This is a genomic window from Cytobacillus kochii (genome assembly GCF_044790165.1).
In the GTDB taxonomy this organism is placed as follows: domain Bacteria; phylum Bacillota; class Bacilli; order Bacillales; family Cytobacillaceae; genus Cytobacillus; species Cytobacillus kochii.
The window spans coordinates 585758-608695 of the sequence record NZ_CP085254.1 but is presented as its reverse complement, the minus strand read 5'-3'; the positions used below and the strand labels follow the sequence as shown (position 1 = coordinate 608695).

Sequence of the window (22938 nt, the reverse complement as noted above, 5' to 3'; positions counted from 1 at the left end):
CACTCATTTCCACTTTTCCTTCTGAGTGACTTACTAATCCCTATTTCTTTCCGCCCTAACTGCATTAGATTACTTTTGTGGCCACCTTCGCTTTTACAAAAAAAAGGCCTCCCCATCTAAAGTAGGGAGGCAAAAAAATTGGAGTTATTATTAGGGCAATACAAAAAATTACACTTGAACTTCTTCATCCTTCGTAAACTGTTCTTCTTCGGTTGAGCCTTTTAGTGCGGTTGTGGATGATGTACCACCAGTAATAGTCATGGAAACTTGGTCGAAATAACCTGTTCCTACTTCACGTTGATGTCTTGTTGCCGTGTAACCATCTGCTTCACTAGTAAATTCACGTTGTTGAAGTTCAGAGTAAGCTGCCATTCCACGATCCTTATAACCTAGAGCAAGTTCAAACATGCTGTGATTTAATGAGTGGAAACCAGCTAATGTCACGAATTGGAATTTGTAACCCATTTTTCCTAACTCAACTTGGAATTTAGCAATCGTTTCTTCATCCAATTTCTTCTTCCAGTTAAATGAAGGTGAGCAGTTATACGCTAGTAGTTTGCCAGGGAACTTCTCGTGAATAGCATCTGCAAATGCCTTTGCTTCTTCTAAGCTTGGCTCTGATGTTTCGCACCAGATAAGATCAGCATATGGTGCATAAGCAAGTCCTCTTGCAATCGCTTGATCTAAACCTGCTTTGGTCCGGTAAAACCCTTCCGGTGTTCTATCACCAGTAATAAAAGCAGCATCATATGGATCAACATCACTAGTAATTAAATCAGCGGCATTCGCATCGGTTCTTGCAATGACTAGTGTGGGTACACCCATCACGTCTGCTGCTAATCTAGCAGATATTAAGTTTTTCACTGCCGTTTGTGTAGGAAGTAATACTTTCCCACCAAGGTGTCCACATTTTTTCTCCGAAGATAATTGATCTTCAAAATGGACCCCAGCTGCACCTGACTCAATCATGCCTTTCATGAGTTCATACACATTTAGCTGTCCACCAAAACCAGCCTCTGCATCTGCTACAATTGGTGCAAACCAATCAATTGATTCATCTTGTTCCATATGGTGAATTTGATCCGCTCTTTGTAGCGCTTGATTAATACGTTTCACTACATTTGGTACACTATTCGCTGGATATAAACTTTGGTCCGGGTACATTTGTCCAGAAAGATTCGCATCAGCAGCAACTTGCCACCCGCTTAAATATATCGCTTTTAACCCCGCTTTTACTTGTTGTACCGCTTGATTGCCTGTTAATGCACCTAATGCATTTATGAAATCTTCCTCATTAACGAGCTTCCATAACTTCTCAGCCCCTCTACGAGCAAGCGTATATTCGATATCAATTGATCCTCTTAGTTTAATAACCTCTTCTGCAGTATAAGGTCTTTCAATCCCCATCCAACGTGAATCATTTGCCCAAGCCTCTTGTAATTGTTTAACTCTTTCATTCGCCATCTGTTAAATCCTCCTTTAATCATTTGAATAAAAAACCCGTCTTTATTGTTGTATTACAATAACCTCTTAACAATTTGTATTATATAACAGACAATCCATTATTGGAACTGTTTTATTCAAAATAATCTGATATTATTTTCGACAAATATCGACAAACACGATAAAACCATTGATATACCAATGTTTCCAAAGGCAATAAATATTTTAATTGTTATAATACAGATTGAAAAACATTCAAAATGACAAACTAGAAAACTTTCATTTGTTTGGTATTAGTTCTATTCTAATGACGAGTTGCTTTATAAAGTTTTAGAATGAGAAGTCTTGAAGTTTTTGCTCTTTTGACTGTAGGAAATCCTTTAAGGATAGCGCAGCAACCCTCTTTTGCTTTGCTATTTTTCTTTCAATTTGTATGGGTAAACTCGCTTTGCTCGGGCAGCTTTCCGTTTTTCTGTAGAGTTGCACGCACTATCTCGCTTTCCTCCGCTATCTTTCCGATTTTCAAACAGAGTTGCACGCGAAACCCCTCTTTTGCTCCGCTATCTTCCCGGTTTTCGGCACAGTTGCACGTGCAATCGCCCTTTCCCCGCTATCTTCCCGTTTCCCCACAATGTTATCCGAGCAAACTCTTTAATACTAGCTATCCAACCAGATTTCAGTAAAAGTCTACTCATAACCACCCTGGCTAAGGATTGTCGAGTAATGTTTGTCATCCACTCACTACTACTTCAACTTTTGTCAGTAGATTTGGTAAAGGTATGTAGATAAAAAAAGGCACTCACCGTATTTTGGTGAGCACCTTTTGAATAAACAGATTAATACATTTCAGAAGTTGTTTTTGCTTGCATGTGTAGCATGATGTAGTCAGGGCCACCCGCTTTTGAGTCTGTTCCTGACATATTGAATCCTCCAAATGGTTGGTAACCGACAATCGCCCCTGTACAACCACGGTTGAAGTAAAGGTTTCCGACATGGAAATCTTCACGTGCTTTTTGGATATGTTCACGGTTGGTTGTAATAACAGCACCCGTTAAACCATACTCCGTGTTGTTTGCCACTTCAATTGCATGGTCGAAGTCTTTTGCTTTTGTGAAACCGACAACTGGGCCGAAGATTTCTTCTTTCATGAGACGAGCTTCTGGATCAAGATCAGCGAACACTGTTGGTTGAATGAAATAACCTTTAGAGTCATCGCCTTCTCCACCAGCTACTAATCTTCCTTCTTGTTTACCGATTTCAATATAACTCATGATTTTATCATATGCAGCTTGGTCAATAACCGGTCCTGTAAAATTGCTTGTGTCTTCCGGATTACCAGCTTGTTTCTCTTTTGTAATTTCAATTACGCGCTTTAACACTTGGTCATAAACATCTTCAACGATGACTGCACGTGAACAGGCAGAACATTTTTGACCAGAGAAACCGAAGGCTGAAGCTACGATTGATTGAGCAGCAAGCTCTAAATCTGCTTCTTTATCTACAACAATGGTATCTTTACCGCCCATTTCAGCAATGACACGTTTAATCCAGATTTGACCATCATTTAATTTTGAAGCTCTTTCGTTAATACGAAGGCCAACATCACGAGATCCTGTAAATGATACGAAACGAGTATCTTTGTGATCTACTAAATAGTCACCTACTTCTGCGCCACTTCCTGGTACAAAATTCAGTACACCTTTTGGTAGACCGGCTTCTTCCATAACTTCTACGAATTTCGCAGCCACAATTGGCGTTGTAGAAGCGGGTTTTAATAGAACGGTATTCCCTGCAACAATAGCAGCAACGGTTGTACCTGCCATAATCGCTAATGGGAAGTTCCAAGGAGAAATGATGATACCAACGCCAAGAGGAATATAATCATAACGATTAAATTCATTTGGTCGACTGTTAACAGGCACACCATCTTTAATTGCAAGCATTTGACGCGCGTAATACTCTAAGAAATCAATCGCTTCAGCTGTATCAGCATCTGCTTCATTCCATGGCTTCCCTGCTTCCTTTGTCAATAAGGCAGAGAATTCATGTTTACGTCTACGAATGATGGCTGCTGCTTTAAATAACACATCTGCACGTGTTTCTGGCTTCACTTTCTTCCATGATTGGAAGGCTTTAACTGCAGCTTGCATCGCTTTTTCAGCTAGCTCTTGGTTCGCTTTTGAAACGCGACCAATGATTTCTTCTTTATTCGCTGGGTTTACAGAAACGATTTTATCTTCAGTAGAGATACGTTCTCCATCGATTAATAAATCATAATCTTGACCTAAATAACCTTTAACCGTTTCTAAACCTTTTAAATACCCTTCACGGTTTTGCTCAACGCTAAAATCAGTAAATGGCTCATGCTTATAAGATTGTACCATTTTTTCATCCTCCTATAAGTTCACATCAGTCATTTTGAAATGTTGCTACAATTGGCACATTTCAGACTGTGAAAAGATTAACCCTAACAATTATTATACTACCATAATTAGAGAAAATTCAGCAATGATTCTACTAATACTATTTTTAGAAAAATAATAAAGTTTCTATTAAATTGATTTTTTTCTCCTATTGATCAAGGATCTACCTAGTTGATACATAATAGTATGCTAGTGATCAAAAGACCACTTCTTTTATATTAAAGTGGTCTCTCGTTTTAAATACATTAATAAGTTGACTCGTAATTTCTATACGTCTTTCCTTTCCATAAAGTGACTAGAGCAATGATTAATCCAATAACAGAAAAGGACAAAATGACTAATTGGATATCAATTCCCTTGGACACGAGTATAGTGACAGTGGCATAAGCCAACGGGTCAAAGCCGTTCATCGCTAAGAAAACAATACTCATCACTCTTCCCATAATCCTTGGGTCTGTATCTTCTTGTGCTGAAGTGAAGAATGGAATAGAAACAAATGTCATCGTAAATCCAATAAAGAAAGCTAAAGCTGTCAATATATACAAATTGGGAATTTGGCTAAATGCTATCGCAACCATTAGTGTTGCAATTAGACCAACAATAGAAGTGAACCCCCTACGGCGTATTTTAACCATCCCAATAATAGCAGTACTAACTAACATCCCCACTCCTAATGCTGATTCAATGTAACTAAGATTGATTGGTGAACCTCCGTACGTCTCTACTAAAATGGGAATCGCAATAGAAATCGCACCAAAAGCAAAGAAATTTAACGTGATTAAAATAAGAATGCCTGTGATCAAAAATTTGCTCGCTTTGACATATGAAAACCCTTCGATCAAATCTTTTATTGGTGTTTGTTTGACTGTATTGTCTACTGGACCTTCTTTTAAGAATGGTGGAAACATAAAGAAAGCAGACAACAGAACAATAATGGCTGAAACTAAATAACCTGTTGTCACGCCAGCGAACTCCATGATACTTCCAGAAATAATCGGACCAACAATAAAACCAATTTGACCTAATCCCTGAATGATTGCGTTCGCTTGTTTGATCTGGTGTACTTGTACCAACTTGGGAATTAATGAGGTTCCGGCTGGTCCAGAAAAAGCATCTAGTGTTCCAAAAAAGAACCCCAAAATAAGCAAATAAACAAATGTTAATTGACCTGCATTGTTTAGTAAAAAAATGAGTACGAGTAAAACACCTTGGATGGTACTCGTAGTGAACATAATGGTCGTCTTCTTATATTTATCAGCAAGTACTCCACCAAATGCCATCATAACTACTCTAGGTACAGTAATGGCAATGAGGATCATGCCTAGTGAACTAGCAGACCCTAAATCTGAAATTACAAACCAAGTAGTTGTCATGAAAAACATACTAAATCCAATAATCGCCAAAAAGCTACCTATAAATAAGAAAATAAAAGGGGTGTTTCTCATTAAAGAATATCGTTGTTCCATTCATACCCTGCCTCTCTCCTTCTATCTACACCCAATCATAGAAGATAACGTAACGTGAGATGCAAGCTTTTTTTTTAATAGAAAATACTTTTTTATAGATGATTGTGGTTTAAAAGGGTAAGAAAAGAAGACAAGAGAGATATTTGGCAAACTAATACTTGATAAAGCCTTCTAAGCTGAGTTAGAAGGCTTGTTTTCATAACCAAGAATTTGAGAGGGTACGTTATTGATGAGTGAACTACATCAACGTAATCCTCCTTTCAACCAAGCACGAGGCCGGTGCATGCCAACTGGAATTTGAATTAAGCTCGTTTTCCCTTTAGAAGCGAGTCCATAGAGTTGATCGCATTGACTGACAGAATACCCCAGTAGTGAATGCCCTCCCAAATCTAAAGCAGACGCATGCAAGAGTAATCGTTGTGTTAGTAGGCCTGCCTCCATCTGTTGAATACGGTATCCTCGGTAACCCAATGAATCTTTATAATGGCTTTTATCCCCTATTACATGCATACAAAGCGGCACTTGATATAAATTAACATTAGGCATCACTAAGCTTGAATGTAAAAGCGGACGATAATCACCTTCTTTCATTAGACGAAGCATATGATTTTCATTGTCATAAGCATAAGCCCCATTCGGTATCCCCTCCACATTGTATAGGCTTCCGTATAAAGCTACGCGCGCAGCAACATGGCCGTCTGTATCATCAAGATCGTGATGATAAGAGAAGGAACATGTCTCCTTTAACAAGGTTGCTAGAGTCGCTTGCCTTATTTCCCCCATCATAAAGTCTGCGTCTGGAGAATACCGTTTCTTACAAATCGATGAGAAATCATATGAATAGTTTTGTGTATTTGGCAAGGTTATATCAGTACCAGAAGTGAATGTTTCACCTTGGCGCCTTACCTTTCTAAAAGACGCTGATGAATCAAACATGGCAGCTTCATTGAGCTTTCTGAGTAACGGATAGTCCATGGTCTTTGACAGGTTATGAGGTAGGTGACCTAATTGCGCTATTTCGGCGCACAATGTATGGGAGGACACCATTTCTTTAGTCGTATGGACAATGGCTTCAGTTGATATCGGAATGACTGCGTAGACACTTTCGTCTTCTTCAGATAGACCTAGTAGATGATTCATTGCTCGGTCTAAAAATTGATAGCAAACTTTCGTATTGTAATCTAATTGATCAGCTACTTCTAATAATTGTCCAATGAGCACCCCAGTATCTAGTCCCTGTAATCGATAAGAAAAATGATTGTATTTATAAAAATTTTTCCAAAAGAAGGTGGAAATAAAAACAGTGCAAAAACAATCTTCAATCACTGTCCCCAAACTTTTGGAAACGAATGTATCAAAATTTCCTTCCCGTAACAAAATGAGGCGGTGATGAGCAACATCATAATGGTAGATGCCTGTTTTAGCATCTTCAAGTTTCATATATACATATATTTCATTAGGATAAAGCGCCCCACCGGAGGGAACATATCTCCGCAATGATTGAGTGTCATGAGGGAGACGGACATATTGAGTTATTCCATAGGTATACCATAGCAAATGCCCAATCTCCTTCAATGTAGGCATTAGATTTTGGTGAAGGGTTGAAGGTACATTAGCGTTTAACGGAATAGCTGGTAACCCACGGTACAATTTATACGGAAGGGGGGCCCCTTCCCAATCGACCTGCCAATCGGGTGGAGCAAGTTTCTCTGTATCAAAGTGGAGATTGTGTATAAATGTATCTAACTCCAATTCTTTCATCCTCCTCTCCTTCCATTATGGAAACGGGTGAGGAAGTGGGTTCAGCTCTTCATACGATAAGTGCTTCTTCCTATACCCTAGCTGCTTTGGCACCTTTAGTACTCTATCTAATCCTTTCACCCGTGTCAGGTGATGACCAAATGTCATTGGCAACATCCCAGGAATAATGACCTTCACACAATACAATCCATTCTCTTGAATAATTGGTGTTGTTTGGTCAACGACAATCACTTCTAGATTATTTTCACGGAACGTCTGAAGAACTTCGTGAAGGTCATCTTTCAAATCGTTGTATACTGGTGGCTTCTTGAATTCTTCAGCAAATGTACGTAATGGCCCTTGATTATTCAAAATAAACGTTAGGTATTCTTCCGCCTCGGGTAGACCGTACAACATGCCATGATCCTCCATTGTTCTTACTTTAAACGGATCTTCAAGCATCTCCTCGTATTTCTGCCTATTTGTTGCTAATTTCTCATCATGAACAAACATCATGCCCGCTAGCTCATAGATGGCACTTTTGACAGCCCTTACTGGGTCCATATGAGCACCTGCAGCACAAATAATATTTACACCTGTTTCTCTTCTATTTTTTGCTACTGCCCACACACTTGGGATACCATGTTCCATCGTCGAATTGTAAAAATGAAGATCGTACCCTGCCACCTCACGTACCCGATCAACCATTAAGTGCAATTCCTTGTCATCTGCAGAACTTAAATCAAGACGTGGCAATGGCAGTTTCGCATACCAAGTGAGTAAAAAGGAATCTCGCTCAACGACTTCCATTACTCCATGAAAAATAGCTTCCTCCAGGCTACCTCCGATTGCACATCCGTTTGAAGTCTCATAAACAAAACCTTCCCCACAACCTAAACTGTAATAAGCAAGTAATTCTGGGACAAGAATAGATCGTTCTTGTAAGAATGAATAACCCCAAACCCAATTCATTGGTTTATTAGGTTCGAATGATTGATACGGAAAATGAGGATTCTCATAATACTCAGGTGAGTGTAAACCAACAGTTGAAGGGTTTAAGGCTTGATCCATAACATCTAGATAACTTCCTCGTACAACCCTTCTTTTTCCCCTAGGCTCGATACCGCAATATCGTTCTAAACCTTCCAAAATAGCTGTTAACTCACTCATTCGATAAGAGTTAGATCTTCCAGCCACTCCCTCGCTTGCACCAAACAGTGGCATATTCATAAGAACATCCGCAAAGGGAAGTGTCCAATCCTGTATTTTTCCATTGATTACTCCCGTCCGATGATCGTAATAATCTCTTAATAGCACGGTTTCTAATTCTTCAATTGAACGACAGCGATAACCAGCACCTTGAATTTTCGGACTAGATTGCAACTTAATTTCCGCTAATTCCGCTGTATCTTCTGGAATGTCCCCACATATTGGGCACATTGGGTCAAAGGAAAAATGATGAGATGAATGCATGAACGTTTTAAGATTTGTAATGAACAGTTGATTTTCTAAATGATCGGTCTCTCCTTGAAGAATATAATCCACTTCTGTACATAATAAAGTTGTCATTTGCCAAAGACCCGTTCGTGATGCCCATGCGTCTTGCGGGCGACTTTCTCCTGATAATTTATAATATAGCCCCCACATTTCTTTAGAATCTGTACCTGCTATGATGCGCCTTACGTCGGCGCAACGTGAACATCCCCGTTTTCCCGGTTGTACAAATGGACCAATAATTCCCTCACCAAAAGAAACAAAGCCACGGAGCCATGGAATATTTTCCTTTCTGAATTTTTCTTCTGCTTGTTGATGAACGGAGGGCTGCCAATTATCATGCAATACGAGCGCCAATGTTGTATCTTCAGGAAAATCCGTTAATAGATCTTGCCGTGCGACTGTATAATTACTAGACAATTGCCTATAGACAAAATCGGCCAGTTTACCATTACCGACGATGACAATCATTAGCGTACCTCCTTACAAATCTGTACACCATAAACCCCAGCTAACTCTTTTCTTAAAAATGGTTCAAAAGAAAGATCGTAAACAACGATCTCTTTATGACCCTCTTTTAATTTGTAGATAGCAGATTGTAATAACTCCGTTTTTGTCATATGCTCACATGAAGGAATGTTTAGTTTTGCTTCTTTCCCTCTTATACCATCATGAGAGTTCATTTTCTCCCCCTCACGGATTGTTGCCTCATTTTGTACATTCAATAGTGCTTTTTGCAAAGCGTGACTTAGTGCTAGTGTGATATTTAAACCAGAACTAATGTATTTAAAGCCATTTGACTCTATGCATATAACAGGAAAGCCTAATATTTCATTTCCCATACGGATAGTGGGTGGACCATTTAAGGTGGTCAGTGACTGTAAATAATATCTACAACTACGATCCTCTATCTCCTCAAGATTTACAGGTAACAGCGATTGTTGCTGGTCAACTGGAAGACCTCTCCTTTCCTCTTCTAAATACCCTTGTAGCCCACGACAAACTGCTTCTGCAAGGCATTCACCAGCACCAATACCCATAAATCCACTTATTCTACCTTTCACCATTTGTGAAACATACATCTCCAGTCCAGTAAGCCCTGCTTCCCTTCTTGCTTCTTCATGTGTTAGACCCGAGCATAAAGCCTTCTTCAAAAGAGTAGCCGGTCCTTTTGCCAATGGATTTACTGCTTGAACATAACATTGTGAAAGCGGAAGCTGTGTTAAGTCCTTTTCTTCCCAAATATGAAGAATCCCTGTTTCTTTAGCAGTTAATAAACTAAAATATTCTAAAAGATTGTTTGCGTTGGGCTGTTCCGTATTCTCTCTCAGAAGTCGGTTGTTTAAATCATAGACAAGTTCAGGTTTAAATGTAAGATTTTCAACTAATGGATGTGAATAGTACGAAATCCATTCACCTTGCAAACTTTCAAGATTTAGCAAATAGAATTGATTGTTTTCTTTCTTATCAATTGCTCCTGTCACCTGCTTAAAAAACTCAAAAACAATAATATTCGCCAATAAAGCACCTGCGGTCGAAGAATAGGGCTGTTGCTTACGTTCTTGTTCCAATATTGCCTCATGCATTCGACGCCATGCAGATTCCCAGCATCCCTCTGTTTCTGAATCAACTACAGGCCCTGCCATTCCCACCTGCTTTAGATATAAGGCAGGAAGGAAGGCTTTCTTTTCTTCTTTACAAACCTGATTAATCTCCTTCACTTCGTCTATATCTGCATTTTGGGAAACATATAATATCCAATCAAATGACTGTACTACTTCTCTCCAATTCTTACTGTAAGGAATTTCCTCCACTTTCACGGTAGGATCATCCTTTTTGGCATGATTCACTATTTCATTAATCCGCTCATGGTCTGTTGGGACTGCTTCTGTCATCATCACATGAAAGGTTGGTAGCCCTGATTCCAACAATGCAGATGTCAGCGAAACGAATAGAGAACCAGATCCCATCACTAATACCTTTGCTTGGCGATACGTTTGAAAACGATACGCACCTGAATCAACAAAACTCTCAATGAATTCAATTTGTGAAGCGTATTTTTCTAGAACACTTGCGGGTAATTGGTGTGATTGATCTTGACTCGTATCTCTAACATAACCTTTCGTAAGTAAAGCCTCACCAATTTCATATACTCTGTTTCGATAGGGAGTGGTCAAACCCGCAGTGAGTTCTTCCAAAGTATGATTTCCATTAAACATAGGTATCAGCTTTTCAATCCATTGATAAATAGTGCCTCCATCCATCCAAAATGAACTGGCGTTATTCCTAAAATAGACGCCTCCCTTTGGGTCTGGTAGATAAAATGTATCATTCTTCACTTTGAGACGTGAGGTTGCTTTCAATTTCGTCATGTAGCCCCTCCTTCGATCTGAGCATTCATTAAATATTCCTTATAATTTATGTATTTGTATTTGTCCATTATGAATAACGAAAAAGAAGCCCCTAACATAGGGACTTGCAGAGTGTATACACACGCTTCATTATTCATTTTGTGACGAGAGAACGAAGGTAACTTACACTGACACTTGCCTTTAAAAAAGGAATTGTTAAATAAAGAACCCGAAGCAACCAAAACAACCAAAACAGCCTGCACATCTAAAACCGCCACAACCACCACAGCGAAAACCACCACAACCTCCGCAACCACCACAGCCGCCACAGCGACGCATATCATTAAATTGAACTGGTACTGGTGCTTGATATTGAATAGGTGTTAATTCACCCACCTGATATTGATCCATTCCAAGTGATTGAAGTTCATTTTGAAAATTTTGCATTTTTTCTTCCCCTTTTTAGGTTTAGTCCGTAGAAAGAGAGTCTAAAACCGCTCTCTGTAACAAACTATGATGTTTTTAGGTAGTTGTTACTGATGTAAAAGCCCATTTGGCAAAGAACATTAAATTTGTTTTTTTCATACCTTATAGAAATACAAAAGGAGGTGGTTCCCATTTATTTAGATTTCTTATCAAAGTTTGGTGTTGGAGGAGCGCACCCGGGTGGTTTTGAATTAACAAAGGCGCTTCTTATGAATGAAGAATTAGACGCTACGTCGCAAATTTTAGATGTAGGCTGCGGAACCGGCCAAACAGCCGCCTTTTTGGCTACTAATTCAGGAGCAAACGTAACTGGGGTTGATATTAATCCGATTATGGTGGAAAAAGCAACCCATAGAATGAAAGAAGCTAAACTTCCAGTACGTATTTTCCAAGGTTCTATCGAGGCACTCCCATTTGAAGATGAGAAATTTGATTTAATTATGTGCGAATCAGTCCTTACTTTTGTCAATCAACCGAAAGCGCTTAAAGAGATTTTTCGTTTATTAAAAAAGGGGGGGCGGTTCATTTCTAATGAGTTTACTGCCAATGTCTCACTCCCTCCATGGATAGCAGATGAAATCAACCGATTCTATGGGATCAACTCTGTCCTCACCGAAGCAGAATGGCACCGTTTATTTGAAGGGGCAGGATTTACGAACATTCGCGTAAGTGGTCAAAATCAGTCGATGCTCCAATACAATCCCAACCCTGATTTTCTTTATTCAAAGCACATTGAACCAGAGCTTTATACCGTAATGACCGAACATTTTAACCTATTATTGAAATATAATGAGCTATTGGGCTACCGGATATTTGCATGTGGAAAATAAACAAATTATTATCCACCCACCCGTGATACACATGATCTCATTGGTAATAGGAGTTCCATCGGGTGGCTACCTCCTTTTTTCAAACAAGAACATAGATTGCATATATTTAGGTGCTAAAGCATATTACATATGTTAGGATTATTTAAATAAACTAAAGGAATGGGACCAATGAAAAAAGCAGTTCTTATAGCCTCCTAAAATCAGAATATATTTTAGGAGGCATTAAAAGATGAAATTCACTAAAATCGACATAAATAATTGGGAACGTAAAGAGGTTTTCAATCATTTCTTAAACCAACAAACTAGCTTTAGTATCACTAATAACATTGATATTACTGAGCTATACCAATTTACTAAAGAAAAAGGATATCAATTTTATCCTGCTTTTATTTTTTTAATTACACAAGTTGTCAATACAAATAAACATTTTAGAATGAATGTTACTGCTAAAGGTGAGTTAGGATACTGGAACAGAGTGATTCCTATGTATACGATTTTTGACAAGGAGTCAGCGTTATTTTCCGCTATTTTCACCGATATCGATGAAGGCTTTGAAAGGTTCCACATGGATTATGTGACCGATACTGAGTTATATACTGGTACAGGAAAATTGTTTCCTAAAGCACCCGTACCTGAAAATGTCGTTAATATATCTATGATTCCATGGACTACTTTCACTGGATTTAACTTAAATATTAATACAAATCCAAATTACCTCCTGCCAATAGTTACTGCGGGTAAATTTTTCAATAAGAAGGGAAATATTTATTTACCACTTTCTCTACAGGTTCATCATGCTGTCTGTGACGGTTATCACACCGCTCTTTTTATGGACACATTTCAGCGCCTTGTTCAAAATCCTAAACAAATGCTTAAGTGAATGAGAAATTATCCACCGACTACATCAATTTAGTCGGTGCTTTTTTTAAAGTAAAGGTCATAGGCAAATACCTAAAAATTATTCCACAAATAGAGCTAGATTTTCTAATGTTGATTGTAAACCTATATCATGATCTTCCTTGTTTATTCCTTTAGGGACATTTTCACATATAATGGTGACTTTTGTTCCTTTTGCAAGAGGTTCAAATAGCCATGTCTGTTTCATTTCACCAGTGAATTCGGGGGATTCTGAGTCAAATATTACTAGTTGTATTATCTTTTTATCGGGAACTAATTCTAAAAATTTCCCTTGATACACATCACTGTTCTCAGTAGTTTTTCCATATGAGGGTTGGTTTCCTCCATAGAAGAGTGTCATTTTGTAAGTTCCCTCTTCCCACGGTTCAAAATCTTCAACATAACCTGACATTCCTTTAGGTGGGAGCCATGATACTAAAGCTTTCGGATGGAGAAATGCCTCATAAATCGTGTGTGATTTTGCCATGATCACTCTTGAAGCTGTATCTGTTCTATTTTCCATATCAAAACCTCCTTCGGTCTATCATTTTTTGTGCAATAAATGTTGATATCACAAATAACCTTAGTTCCACTATTTCTTCTACGGAAGCATAGATTACTCCTTCTTCAGCTAATCTGACCTATTTGATCATAATGACGCTTTTGATAGATGGGTAAGTTTCAATACAAGTTTAACGTACGATTATGAAGAATTTTAGAGAGCATGGGATGCTTACTGATTTCTTCGATTGCTTTCGCCGTTGGACCGATTTACGCGGGATGTACAAGTGCACAGGCAAAATCATTCGTTGTCACTGTCGGAATAATACCTAGTTGCAGGCGGAATTCGTCCCGCTACCTTTAGAGTACTCTCTAAAAATCTTCGAAAAGACAGTATGTTGGGCACTTAATCCTTGTCTTTTTGTTCCAACCAACCTAATCCCATTGTAAATAAAAAAACGACGCTTAAAAGTAGCGGCGTTTTTTCGTTTTATTGATAAATATGAACAAATGGTTCGGCTTCGTTTGCGTTTCGGACGATTAATGATTCTGGTCCGTTGACTGATGTGACGCTTACTTGGACAGAGATGTATTCTGGAAACATACTAACGACTTTGCTGGTTACATATTGGGTGAATCCAACACTTTCTGACTTACCGTAAAATTGTATAGGTATATCTATATTTAGCTGTTGCAATTGATCCCCAATATAGAAACCTTTTCCAATGACACCATTAAAATTAGGGAAATATTTTTCAACATCTTGCTTGAAATTCAAGAAATTCGTATAGTCTTCACGATACTTCTCTTCGGCTGTATTAGATGGGAATAAAATATAGTCTTCTTTTACATCTTCCCAACCACTTAGCTGATTACTCCCCTCAGCGGCATGCGCATAGGCGAAGAAGTTTCCTGGAACGACAGACGTTCTTTCCGATTGTTCAAATAGCGCAATGGTAATCGGTACGTTCTCAAGGCCTTCTTGTTGTCTTAATCTCTTTATAATTTCCTCAGCCATCTTTTTGCCTTCTGCTTCTACTTTACTATGAGAAATATCTTCTTCATACGTGGCACCGTAGGCTTCTTTTTGATAATAATGGACGGAATTAAGTGCCAAACCAATCACGACACCGCCAAGTTTCACCTTATTATCGCCATCTTTTACAAGATAGTTATGTTCTAAAATATGGGCTAAATAAAGAGGTGCACGGGCGTTTCTTTCTTCTTTAGTCCCTTTACCATCATCGACAGGGTTTAGACCGAGATTTTCTTCCTCCGTCATATCTTTTTCTTCTAATTGTTCTTTCGTATATTGGCGACTTAACCATGATGAAATCGTGGTTTTATCAAGGTATTGTCCTTCTTGGAAGAAGAACTTTTCCGTATCAAAATGGTTCTGAGCAACTCTCATTAAACCTGTTTCGAATTCATTAATATCATATTTTGTATTAACATTATTAACGACTAAACCGCGTGACTCACTTGGCTTAAAAGGTAGGATTGTCCGATAGTACGAATCGGATATTTTAAAGTTTGGTATGATCGCCTGTTCTTCTTCGCTGCTCTCATTTTCATTTTGCACAACCTCTTCTTGCTGGTTAAAACTAGGTGCACAACCGGCGAGTAAAAGAACGAATGACAGCGACACTGCCATGAGTTTTTTCACGATTTTCACCTCTTACGAATTTAATTCCTCAATCAATTTTTCCTCGTCCCAAATAGTAATACCTAATTCCTGAGCTTTGGTTAATTTAGAGCCTGCGTCTTCTCCGGCAATGACTAAATCTGTTTTCTTACTTACACTGCCAGAGACCTTGCCTCCTAGAGCTTCAATCTTTTCCTTTGCTTCATTTCTAGCAAGCTGTTCTAATTTACCCGTTAACACAATGGTTTTACCAGCAAAAAAAGAATCAGATTCCGCTATATTTACAGGTTTTGGTCCCTTATAAGTCAGATTCACTCCAACATCTTGTAACTCTTGAATGAGAGATGTTACTTCTTCTTGTTCAAAATATGTGACGAGTGCATCAGCCATTTTATCGCCTATTTCATTAATGCTAATAAAATCATCCATGGTTGCCTGCTGGATTTTACCCATCTCTCCAAATGTTTGCGCAAGCGTTTTTGCCGCTTTCGCCCCCACATGACGGATCCCTAATCCAAATAATAATTTTTCTAAAGAATTATCCTTAGAGACTTCAATGGCCTTTAGCAAGTTGTTAACAGATTTTTCGCCCATTCTCTCTAATTGAATAAGCTGTTCATACGTTAGATGATAAATATCTGCCACATCTTCAATTAACTTTTCTGCAAATAATTGGCTAATTACTTTTTCCCCTAGCCCGTCAATATTCATCGCATTTCGTGAGACAAAATGAATAAGCCCCTCTCTTATTTGCGCAGGACATTTCGGATTAATACAACGAAGTGCAACTTCTTCCTCTAAACGTACAAGCTCACTTTCACATGCCGGGCAATGAGTTGGCATATGAAAATCAACTTCTTCTCCCGTTCTTCTTTCAGGTAATACATTGACAACTTCAGGGATGATGTCGCCTGCTTTCTTAATCACAACGTAATCACCTAGCTTAATATCCTTTTCACGAATAAGGTCTTCATTATGAAGGGATGCACGTTGTACGGTAGTACCAGCCACTCTAACAGGTTCAAGTAATGCTGTTGGCGTTACAACACCGGTGCGCCCAATACTTAATTCAATATCTTTTAACTGCGTGACTACTTCTTCAGCAGGAAACTTATAGGCAATCGCCCATCTCGGACTCTTTGCTGTTGTCCCGAGTTCATCCTGTTGGTCATATGAATCGACTTTAATAACGATTCCATCAATATCATACGATAAGTCTGGTCGGTTTTCTGTCCATTTCTCGATATATTGGATGACCTCATCTATATTTTTACACTTCTGGCGCTCTTTGTTCGTTTTAAACCCCTGAGAGTCAAGAAAGTCCAGACCTTCACTATGAGAACGAATACCCGTTTTCCCCTCGTCAGCCATAGCATAAACGAATATATCTAAATTTCTTGATGCAGCGATTTTGGGATCTAATTGCCTAAGTGAACCCGCAGCAGCATTTCGAGGGTTCGCAAAGGGTTCCTCACCTCGTTCTTCTTTTCCTTTATTTAAACTTAAGAACGATTTCCTTGGCATGAACGCCTCTCCGCGTACTTCAAAGGTTACCGTTTCCTTTACCCGCAGAGGAATGGAACGAATGGTGCGAAGGTTAACGGTAATGTTTTCACCAATGGAGCCATCTCCACGCGTTGCTCCGATTGCAAACAATCCATCTTCATAGCGAAGAGAGACAGCCAGTCCATCAATCTTTAACTCGCAGACATATGAGATATGCTCACCCACTGCCTGGCGAACACGACGGTCAAAATCCCTTAAGTCTTGCTCATTAAATGCATTGGCTAAACTGAGCATCGGCGTGCGATGTTCAACTTTTTCAAACATATCTAATACTTGCCCACCGACCCGATGCGTTGGGGAATCTTCTGTTTTCAACTCTGGATGTTGCTCTTCAAGTGCAATTAGCTCATGAAGAAGCTGGTCATATTCTGCATCAGGCACAGATGGTTGATCAAGTACATGATATTCATAATTATATTGATTAAGGAGATTTTGCAAATCCTTGACCCTTTGTTCTACCTTCTTTTCCTCCAAGACGTTCAACCCTTTCCTTTAACCTTTCGAAATCGGGGCAAATTTAGCAAGTAATCTTTTAATACCTACTGGCTTTGGAAAAGCAATATCAAGCTCCATTCCATCACCTTCACCTTTGACACTTACAACTGTTCCAGTACCCCATTTACCATGCACAGCTTTATCTCCAACTATCCAATTCATCCCGCTACCACCTGTATTTTGTACAGCTGGACGAACAACTGCTTTACGAGCAGGTTGCATACGATTTCCTGAAGGACCATTAAACGTGGACTGACCTCGATTAAGAGGTTTTGCTTTTGGCTCTAATCCTTCTAATAAATCAGCCGGAATTTCCTGAATAAATCTGGACGGTGGGTTCATGTTTGTACGGCCAAATAGTGTACGCATTTGCGCATTTGTTATAAATAACTGCTCTTCTGCTCTCGTAATCCCTACATAAGCAAGTCGACGTTCCTCTTCCATTTCTGCTTCTTCCATTAATGAACGACTATGAGGGAATACACCTTCCTCCATACCCATTAAAAAGACAACTGGAAATTCTAATCCCTTTGCAGAGTGAAGCGTCATTAATACAACTGCATCCGCTTTCTCACCGTCATCATCCAACTTATCAATATCGGCAACAAGCGCCAAATCTGTTAAGAAGGCAACAAGTGTTTTATCTTCGGACGCATCTTCAAAATTCTTCGTTACAGATAGAAACTCATCTAAGTTTTCCAAACGACTTTGAGACTCGATAGATTTCTCCGCTTTTAACATGTCACGATAGCCTGACTTGTCTAACAGTTCCTCTACCAATTCTGTCACAGATAAGTATTCTTGCATTTGTGTATAATTCTTTACTAAATCACGAAACTCTATAGCAGATTTTGTGATTTTTGGGCTTAAGCCAATTAATTCGATGGATTCAAGTGCTTCAAACATTGTCATATCATGCATGGTTGCAAAATTAGCAATCTTATCAACTGATCCAGAACCAATCCCTCTTTTAGGCACATTAATCACCCGCTGTAGACTTATATCATCATCAGGGTTGGCAATTAATCGTAAATAAGCCAATACATCTTTAATTTCTTTACGATCATAGAACTTAATTCCGCCAACAATCGCATATTCAATATTCGATTTTAATAGCATTTCCTCCATGACCCGGGATTGGGCATTTGTACGATATAGAATAGCAAAATCGGCAAGCTTGCGATTCTGACTTTGCGCTAATTCTTTAATTTTACTTACGACAAATTGTCCTTCGCCTTGCTCACTGTCTGCACGATAATACTGAATTTTATTTCCTTCAGGATTTTCCGTCCATAAGTTTTTCGCTTTGCGATTCATGTTTTTATCAATGACGCCGTTAGCTGCGTTTAAAATTCTTTGCGTGGATCGATAGTTTTGTTCTAGCAAAATGACTTGTGCTTGTGCATAATCTTTTTCAAAGGATAAGATATTGGCAATATCTGCCCCGCGCCATCTATAAATAGATTGATCCGAGTCTCCAACCACACATATATTTTGGAAACGATTCGCTAATAATTTTACTAGCATGTATTGCGCTCTATTCGTATCTTGATATTCATCCACATGGATATACTGAAATTTACGTTGATAGTATTCTAATACCTCAGGGACGCGATTAAATAATTGAATCGTCTTCATAATAAGATCATCAAAGTCTAATGCATGATTCTTTCGCAGACGTTTTTGATAATCTGTATACACATCACTTGTCACTTGGGAGAAATAATCACCGGCAGTCTTGGCGAATTCCTCTGGTTCAATTAGTTCATTTTTTGCAGAACTAATCGTCCCTAAAATTGCTCTAGGATCGAACTTTTTCGGATCTAAATTCCGCTCTTTTAAGATACTCTTAATAACAGATTGCTGATCAGTAGAATCTAATATTGTGAAGTTACGATTGAATCCAATCCGATCAATATCACGACGTAATATTCTCACACACATAGAGTGAAAAGTAGAAATCCAGATTTCTTCAGCCACACCGCCCATCATCGCACGAATACGATCTCTCATTTCTCTTGCGGCCTTATTCGTAAAAGTGATTGCTAAAATATTATATGGATTCACGCCCTTCTCTACCATTAAATAAGCAATGCGATGGGTAAGTACACGCGTCTTACCACTTCCTGCTCCAGCCATAATAAGCAAAGGACCATCTGTTGCCTTTACAGCCTGTTGCTGCTCCTTATTCAAACCATTTAATAATTTATTAGATAAATATTGCATTCCTTTTCTTCACCACCATACAAACATTTGTTCTGTTTTTAGTCTATCCTGATTAATTTGGTTAATCAAGATTTATTGTTTCACAGCTTCTACTGTTTTTAATGCGATTTTAATATCATCATAAACGACATTTCCAACGACAACTACATCTGCATAAGCGCCCATTTCTCTTGCTTGTTCCACAGAGGTAATCCCGCCACCATAAAATAATATTGTTTCTTCTAATGTTCGACTTACTTCTTTCACTATTTCTACATTGCCGTAAGTACCGCTATATTCCAGATAAAAAATCGGTAAATGAAACATTTTTTCCGCCATCATTGCATAGGCTTTGACGTCTTCTATCGTTAAATTCGTATCCGCACTCGTTAATTGAGCGACTTTACAATCTTCATTTAGCACGCAATATCCTTGCATAAGAATCTCGTCCCAATTCATGATCTCGCCAAATTCCTTAACTGCTTGATGGTGCATTCCATTAATCCATTTGGAATCTTTACTATTTAAAACCGTCGGGATAAAAAACAAATCATACCCAGGTGTAATCGACTCAAGTGTGGAAACCTCTAACACACATGGAACTGTATATCTACGAACACGCCCCATAAGATCAAGCACCCGCTCAAGCGTAATGCCATCTGTCCCCCCAATAATAATCGCGTCCGTGCCAGACTCGCACACTTTCTCTAAATCTTCATCAGATATATATTTATTAGGGTCAAGCTTAAACGCATGGTGCCACGCGCGAACATCATACATACATAGTTCCTCCATTCTATCTTTCCATTCAATCATTATATCATTTGAGAAGCATTTCAAAAAGGAAACAGCTAATGAAGTAAGAATGGATTTATTTGGCTAAATTAACATCATTGCAGACAATGCGATTCACCATGTAAATGATTCATTCGATTCCGATGCGATTTCTGTTTTGGCTGATTAGATTTTCTTTTGGGATCTGTTTTCTGACGCGTTTCTCTTCTAATCCAATCAGATTTGATCATGGAGTCCAGCTTCTGACGCGTTTCTCTCCTATTCCAATCAAATTTCCTGTTGGATCCAAGTTTCTGACGCGTTTCTCTCCTATTCCAACCAAATTTCCTCTTGGGTCCAAGTTTCTGACGCGTTTCTCTCCTATTCCAACCAAATTTCCCCTTGGATCCAGGTTTCTGACTCGCTTCTCCCTTAATCCAATCAAATTTCCTCTTGGTGTCCAGTTTCTGACTCGCTTCTCACCTATTCCAATCAAATTTCCTCTTGGTGTCCAGTTTCTGACGCGTTTCTCTCCTATTCCAACTAAATTCCCCCTTGGATCCAGGTTTTTGACGCGCTTCTCCCTTAATCCAATCAAATTTCCTCTTGGTATCCGGTTTCTGCCGCGCTTCTCCTCTAATCCAATCAAATTTCCTCATGAAGTCCAGTTTTTGACTCGCTCCTCACCTATTCCAACCAAATTTCCTCATGGTGTCCAGTTTCTGACGCGTTTCTCACCTATTCCAACCAAATTTCCCCTTGGATCCAGGTTTCTGACTCGCTTCCCCCTTAATCCAATCAAATTTCCTCATGAAGTCCAGTTTCTGACTCGCTTCTCCTCTAATCCAACCAGATTTCCTCATGGTGTCCAGTTTCTGACGCGTTTCTCTCCTAATCCAACCAGATTTCCTCTTAGGACCAAGTTTCTGACACGTTTCTCTCCTATTCCAACCAAATTCCCCCTTGGATCCAGGTTTCTGACTCGCTTCTCCCTTAATCCAATCAAATTTCCTCATGAAGTCCAGTTTTTGACTCGCTCCTCACCTATTCCAACCAAATTTCCTCATGGTGACCAGTTTTTGACGCGCTTCCCCCCTATTCCAATCGCTTTTTCTACTAGTACCTGATTTCCTTTCCAAAACAAAAAAACCGTGGGTGCTGATTCCCTCGGTTCGGTCGCTTCTATCGCTGTGGGTTCTATTATTTTTCTGTTGTTTCTTCTTCTTTAATTCTTTCTAATGCCATTTCGTAGGCATCGTTTCCGTAGTTTAAGCAACGTTTCACACGCGAGATTGTTGCAGTACTTGCACCTGTTTCTGTTTCAATCTTATGATAAGTTTTTCCTTCTCTAAGCATACGAGCTACTTCTAGTCTTTGCGCTAATGATTGGATCTCGTTCACAGTACATAAGTCATCAAAAAATCGATAACATTCGTCTAAATCATTTAGTGATAATACCGCCTGAAATAATTGATCTAATTCTTGTCCTCGTAGTTTATTAATTTGCATAATATTTACCCCTTTTTCATTTTTTAGTTAATTGTTACCGACTGATTGATTCCTGGCTCTTGTGGAATGACATTCACCCATGTTTTCCCCGGAGCAAGTGGTTGCTCTTTTCCATCGATTACTGGATAAATTCTTCCTTCTTTATTCACCCAGTTCACTTCAGACATCATACCTCTTTGAATAAGATAACCTTTACCCCCTGAAGTCAAATCAATGTCACGTCGGCCTTCTCCATCTATCACTGTATGCTTCGCTTCTATGATTAAAATATTGCTTAATAACACAGGGTCACCTGTGTCATAGTCTGTTGTCCATTCACCATCTGAAGATCTTTTGTATGCTTTCGTTGTTTCATCATAATCATATGTGACATCAAAACGTTCATCTTTTCCATAACTTACTGCAATCTCCTCGGCCACAGAGCCACTCAGTTTATCCGCTTCTTCGTCAGTTAAATGAGCAAAAGCAGCTGGTGCCCCGTCCAGCTCATAATTCTTTTCCTTAGCCCCTTGTTCAATATGTGCAAAAGAAATATATGAATTATGCGGTGCCTGGCGATCACGCACACGTTCAAAAAGTGTGCCATCATAATATAAGCCATTCAAATGATCCACATATTCATCAGCAAGCATCTTCTTTGCCTCTGGACTATTTCCATGAGCAATATAAAGACTATTAAACCCTTTCGCCAGTTCAATATAATATTCTCTGGCACTGCGTACTGGCCCAACTCTATCCGGTTGTTCACTTTGAAAAATAGCAAGGAATCGCGTGACTTCACCTTCAGCCAGTAATTCATAAACAATATCCGCTTGAGTCAATCCTGATTGTGGTCTTGCTTTCGGATGATTGTTAATCATAACTGCTATAGCACGCTGATTCCCATTTCCCTCTTGAGCTATGCCTGTGAGAGGATAAACTATCTTTTCTTCAGGCGAATCCACACTTTCTTCACCTTGATTATCCATACCATTTAACTCTTCGTTTGCTGGATCCTCAACTGTTTCATTCTTGCTGCATCCTGTCACCAAAAGTATTGCTACGAGAGACGTAGTCACCCATTTGTTCAGCATGATGCACCCCTTATCACTATATGATTACCCTCTTTTACAT

Annotated in this window: 17 protein-coding genes; 2 read left to right on the top strand and 15 right to left on the bottom strand. The window is 39.0% G+C overall.

The window, feature by feature from the left end; translation table 11 throughout:
* Positions 1-168: 168 nt before the first annotated feature.
* The 7 genes from aceA to LG276_RS03250 form a co-directional block, all read right to left on the bottom strand.
* Positions 169-1464, bottom strand: coding sequence for an isocitrate lyase (gene aceA, locus LG276_RS03280; RefSeq protein WP_289432800.1), 1296 nt, complete (start codon positions 1462-1464; stop codon positions 169-171).
* Between the two features lie 815 nt (positions 1465-2279).
* Positions 2280-3827 (bottom strand): L-glutamate gamma-semialdehyde dehydrogenase, encoded by a 1548-nt coding sequence (gene pruA / locus LG276_RS03275; protein WP_341104564.1) that lies wholly within the window; start codon positions 3825-3827, stop codon positions 2280-2282.
* Positions 3828-4111: 284 nt separating this feature from the next.
* The gene (locus LG276_RS03270; protein ID WP_281202887.1) at positions 4112-5332 is read right to left on the bottom strand and encodes an MFS transporter; all 1221 of its coding nucleotides are present in this window, start codon (positions 5330-5332) and stop codon (positions 4112-4114) included.
* Positions 5333-5575: 243 nt separating this feature from the next.
* A complete protein-coding gene (locus LG276_RS03265; protein WP_404293434.1) occupies positions 5576-7084 on the bottom strand; it encodes a SagB family peptide dehydrogenase in 1509 nt (502 codons plus the stop codon).
* Positions 7085-7108: 24 nt separating this feature from the next.
* Complete coding sequence (locus LG276_RS03260; protein ID WP_404293432.1) at positions 7109-9037, bottom strand: TOMM precursor leader peptide-binding protein; 1929 nt, start codon at positions 9035-9037, stop codon at positions 7109-7111.
* A complete protein-coding gene (locus LG276_RS03255; protein ID WP_404293429.1) occupies positions 9037-10938 on the bottom strand; it encodes a putative thiazole-containing bacteriocin maturation protein in 1902 nt (633 codons plus the stop codon). Before LG276_RS03255 ends, LG276_RS03260 begins: the two co-directional genes overlap by 1 nt.
* Positions 10939-11133: 195 nt before the next feature.
* On the bottom strand, positions 11134-11364 hold the full coding sequence (locus LG276_RS03250; RefSeq protein WP_095370703.1) for a heterocycloanthracin/sonorensin family bacteriocin: 231 nt from the start codon (positions 11362-11364) through the stop codon (positions 11134-11136).
* A 161-nt stretch (positions 11365-11525) separates the two neighbouring features.
* On the opposite strand from LG276_RS03250, the gene LG276_RS03245 reads away from it, so the two are divergent.
* Together LG276_RS03245 and catA are read left to right on the top strand one after the other, a co-directional pair.
* Positions 11526-12233 carry a class I SAM-dependent methyltransferase gene (locus LG276_RS03245; protein WP_404293427.1) on the top strand — a complete coding sequence of 236 codons (708 nt, stop codon included), beginning with the start codon at positions 11526-11528 and terminating at the stop codon, positions 12231-12233.
* A 229-nt stretch (positions 12234-12462) separates the two neighbouring features.
* Complete coding sequence (gene catA / locus LG276_RS03240; protein WP_404293424.1) at positions 12463-13113, top strand: type A chloramphenicol O-acetyltransferase; 651 nt, start codon at positions 12463-12465, stop codon at positions 13111-13113.
* Positions 13114-13191: 78 nt separating this feature from the next.
* Here the strand turns inward: catA and LG276_RS03235 are convergent, their stop codons facing one another.
* The 8 genes from LG276_RS03235 to LG276_RS03200 all read right to left on the bottom strand — a co-directional run bounded on the left by LG276_RS03235 (position 13192) and on the right by LG276_RS03200 (position 22898).
* Complete coding sequence (locus tag LG276_RS03235) at positions 13192-13653, bottom strand: SRPBCC domain-containing protein (protein WP_404293420.1); 462 nt, start codon at positions 13651-13653, stop codon at positions 13192-13194.
* A gap of 468 nt (positions 13654-14121) precedes the next feature.
* The gene (locus LG276_RS03230; protein WP_224939026.1) at positions 14122-15297 is read right to left on the bottom strand and encodes a CamS family sex pheromone protein; all 1176 of its coding nucleotides are present in this window, start codon (positions 15295-15297) and stop codon (positions 14122-14124) included.
* A gap of 12 nt (positions 15298-15309) precedes the next feature.
* On the bottom strand, positions 15310-17316 hold the full coding sequence (ligA, locus tag LG276_RS03225; protein WP_404293417.1) for an NAD-dependent DNA ligase LigA: 2007 nt from the start codon (positions 17314-17316) through the stop codon (positions 15310-15312).
* Between the two features lie 18 nt (positions 17317-17334).
* Positions 17335-19563, bottom strand: a complete 2229-nt coding sequence (gene pcrA, locus LG276_RS03220; protein WP_281202884.1) for a DNA helicase PcrA — start codon at positions 19561-19563, stop codon at positions 17335-17337.
* Between the two features lie 72 nt (positions 19564-19635).
* Positions 19636-20322 (bottom strand): heptaprenylglyceryl phosphate synthase, encoded by a 687-nt coding sequence (locus LG276_RS03215; protein WP_404293415.1) that lies wholly within the window; start codon positions 20320-20322, stop codon positions 19636-19638.
* A gap of 241 nt (positions 20323-20563) precedes the next feature.
* Positions 20564-20965, bottom strand: coding sequence for a hypothetical protein (locus LG276_RS03210; protein WP_404293412.1), 402 nt, complete (start codon positions 20963-20965; stop codon positions 20564-20566).
* Between the two features lie 551 nt (positions 20966-21516).
* Positions 21517-21825 carry a YerC/YecD family TrpR-related protein gene (locus LG276_RS03205; protein WP_095370712.1) on the bottom strand — a complete coding sequence of 103 codons (309 nt, stop codon included), beginning with the start codon at positions 21823-21825 and terminating at the stop codon, positions 21517-21519.
* A gap of 23 nt (positions 21826-21848) precedes the next feature.
* On the bottom strand, positions 21849-22898 hold the full coding sequence (locus LG276_RS03200; protein WP_404293410.1) for a DUF3048 domain-containing protein: 1050 nt from the start codon (positions 22896-22898) through the stop codon (positions 21849-21851).
* Positions 22899-22938: the final 40 nt, after the last annotated feature.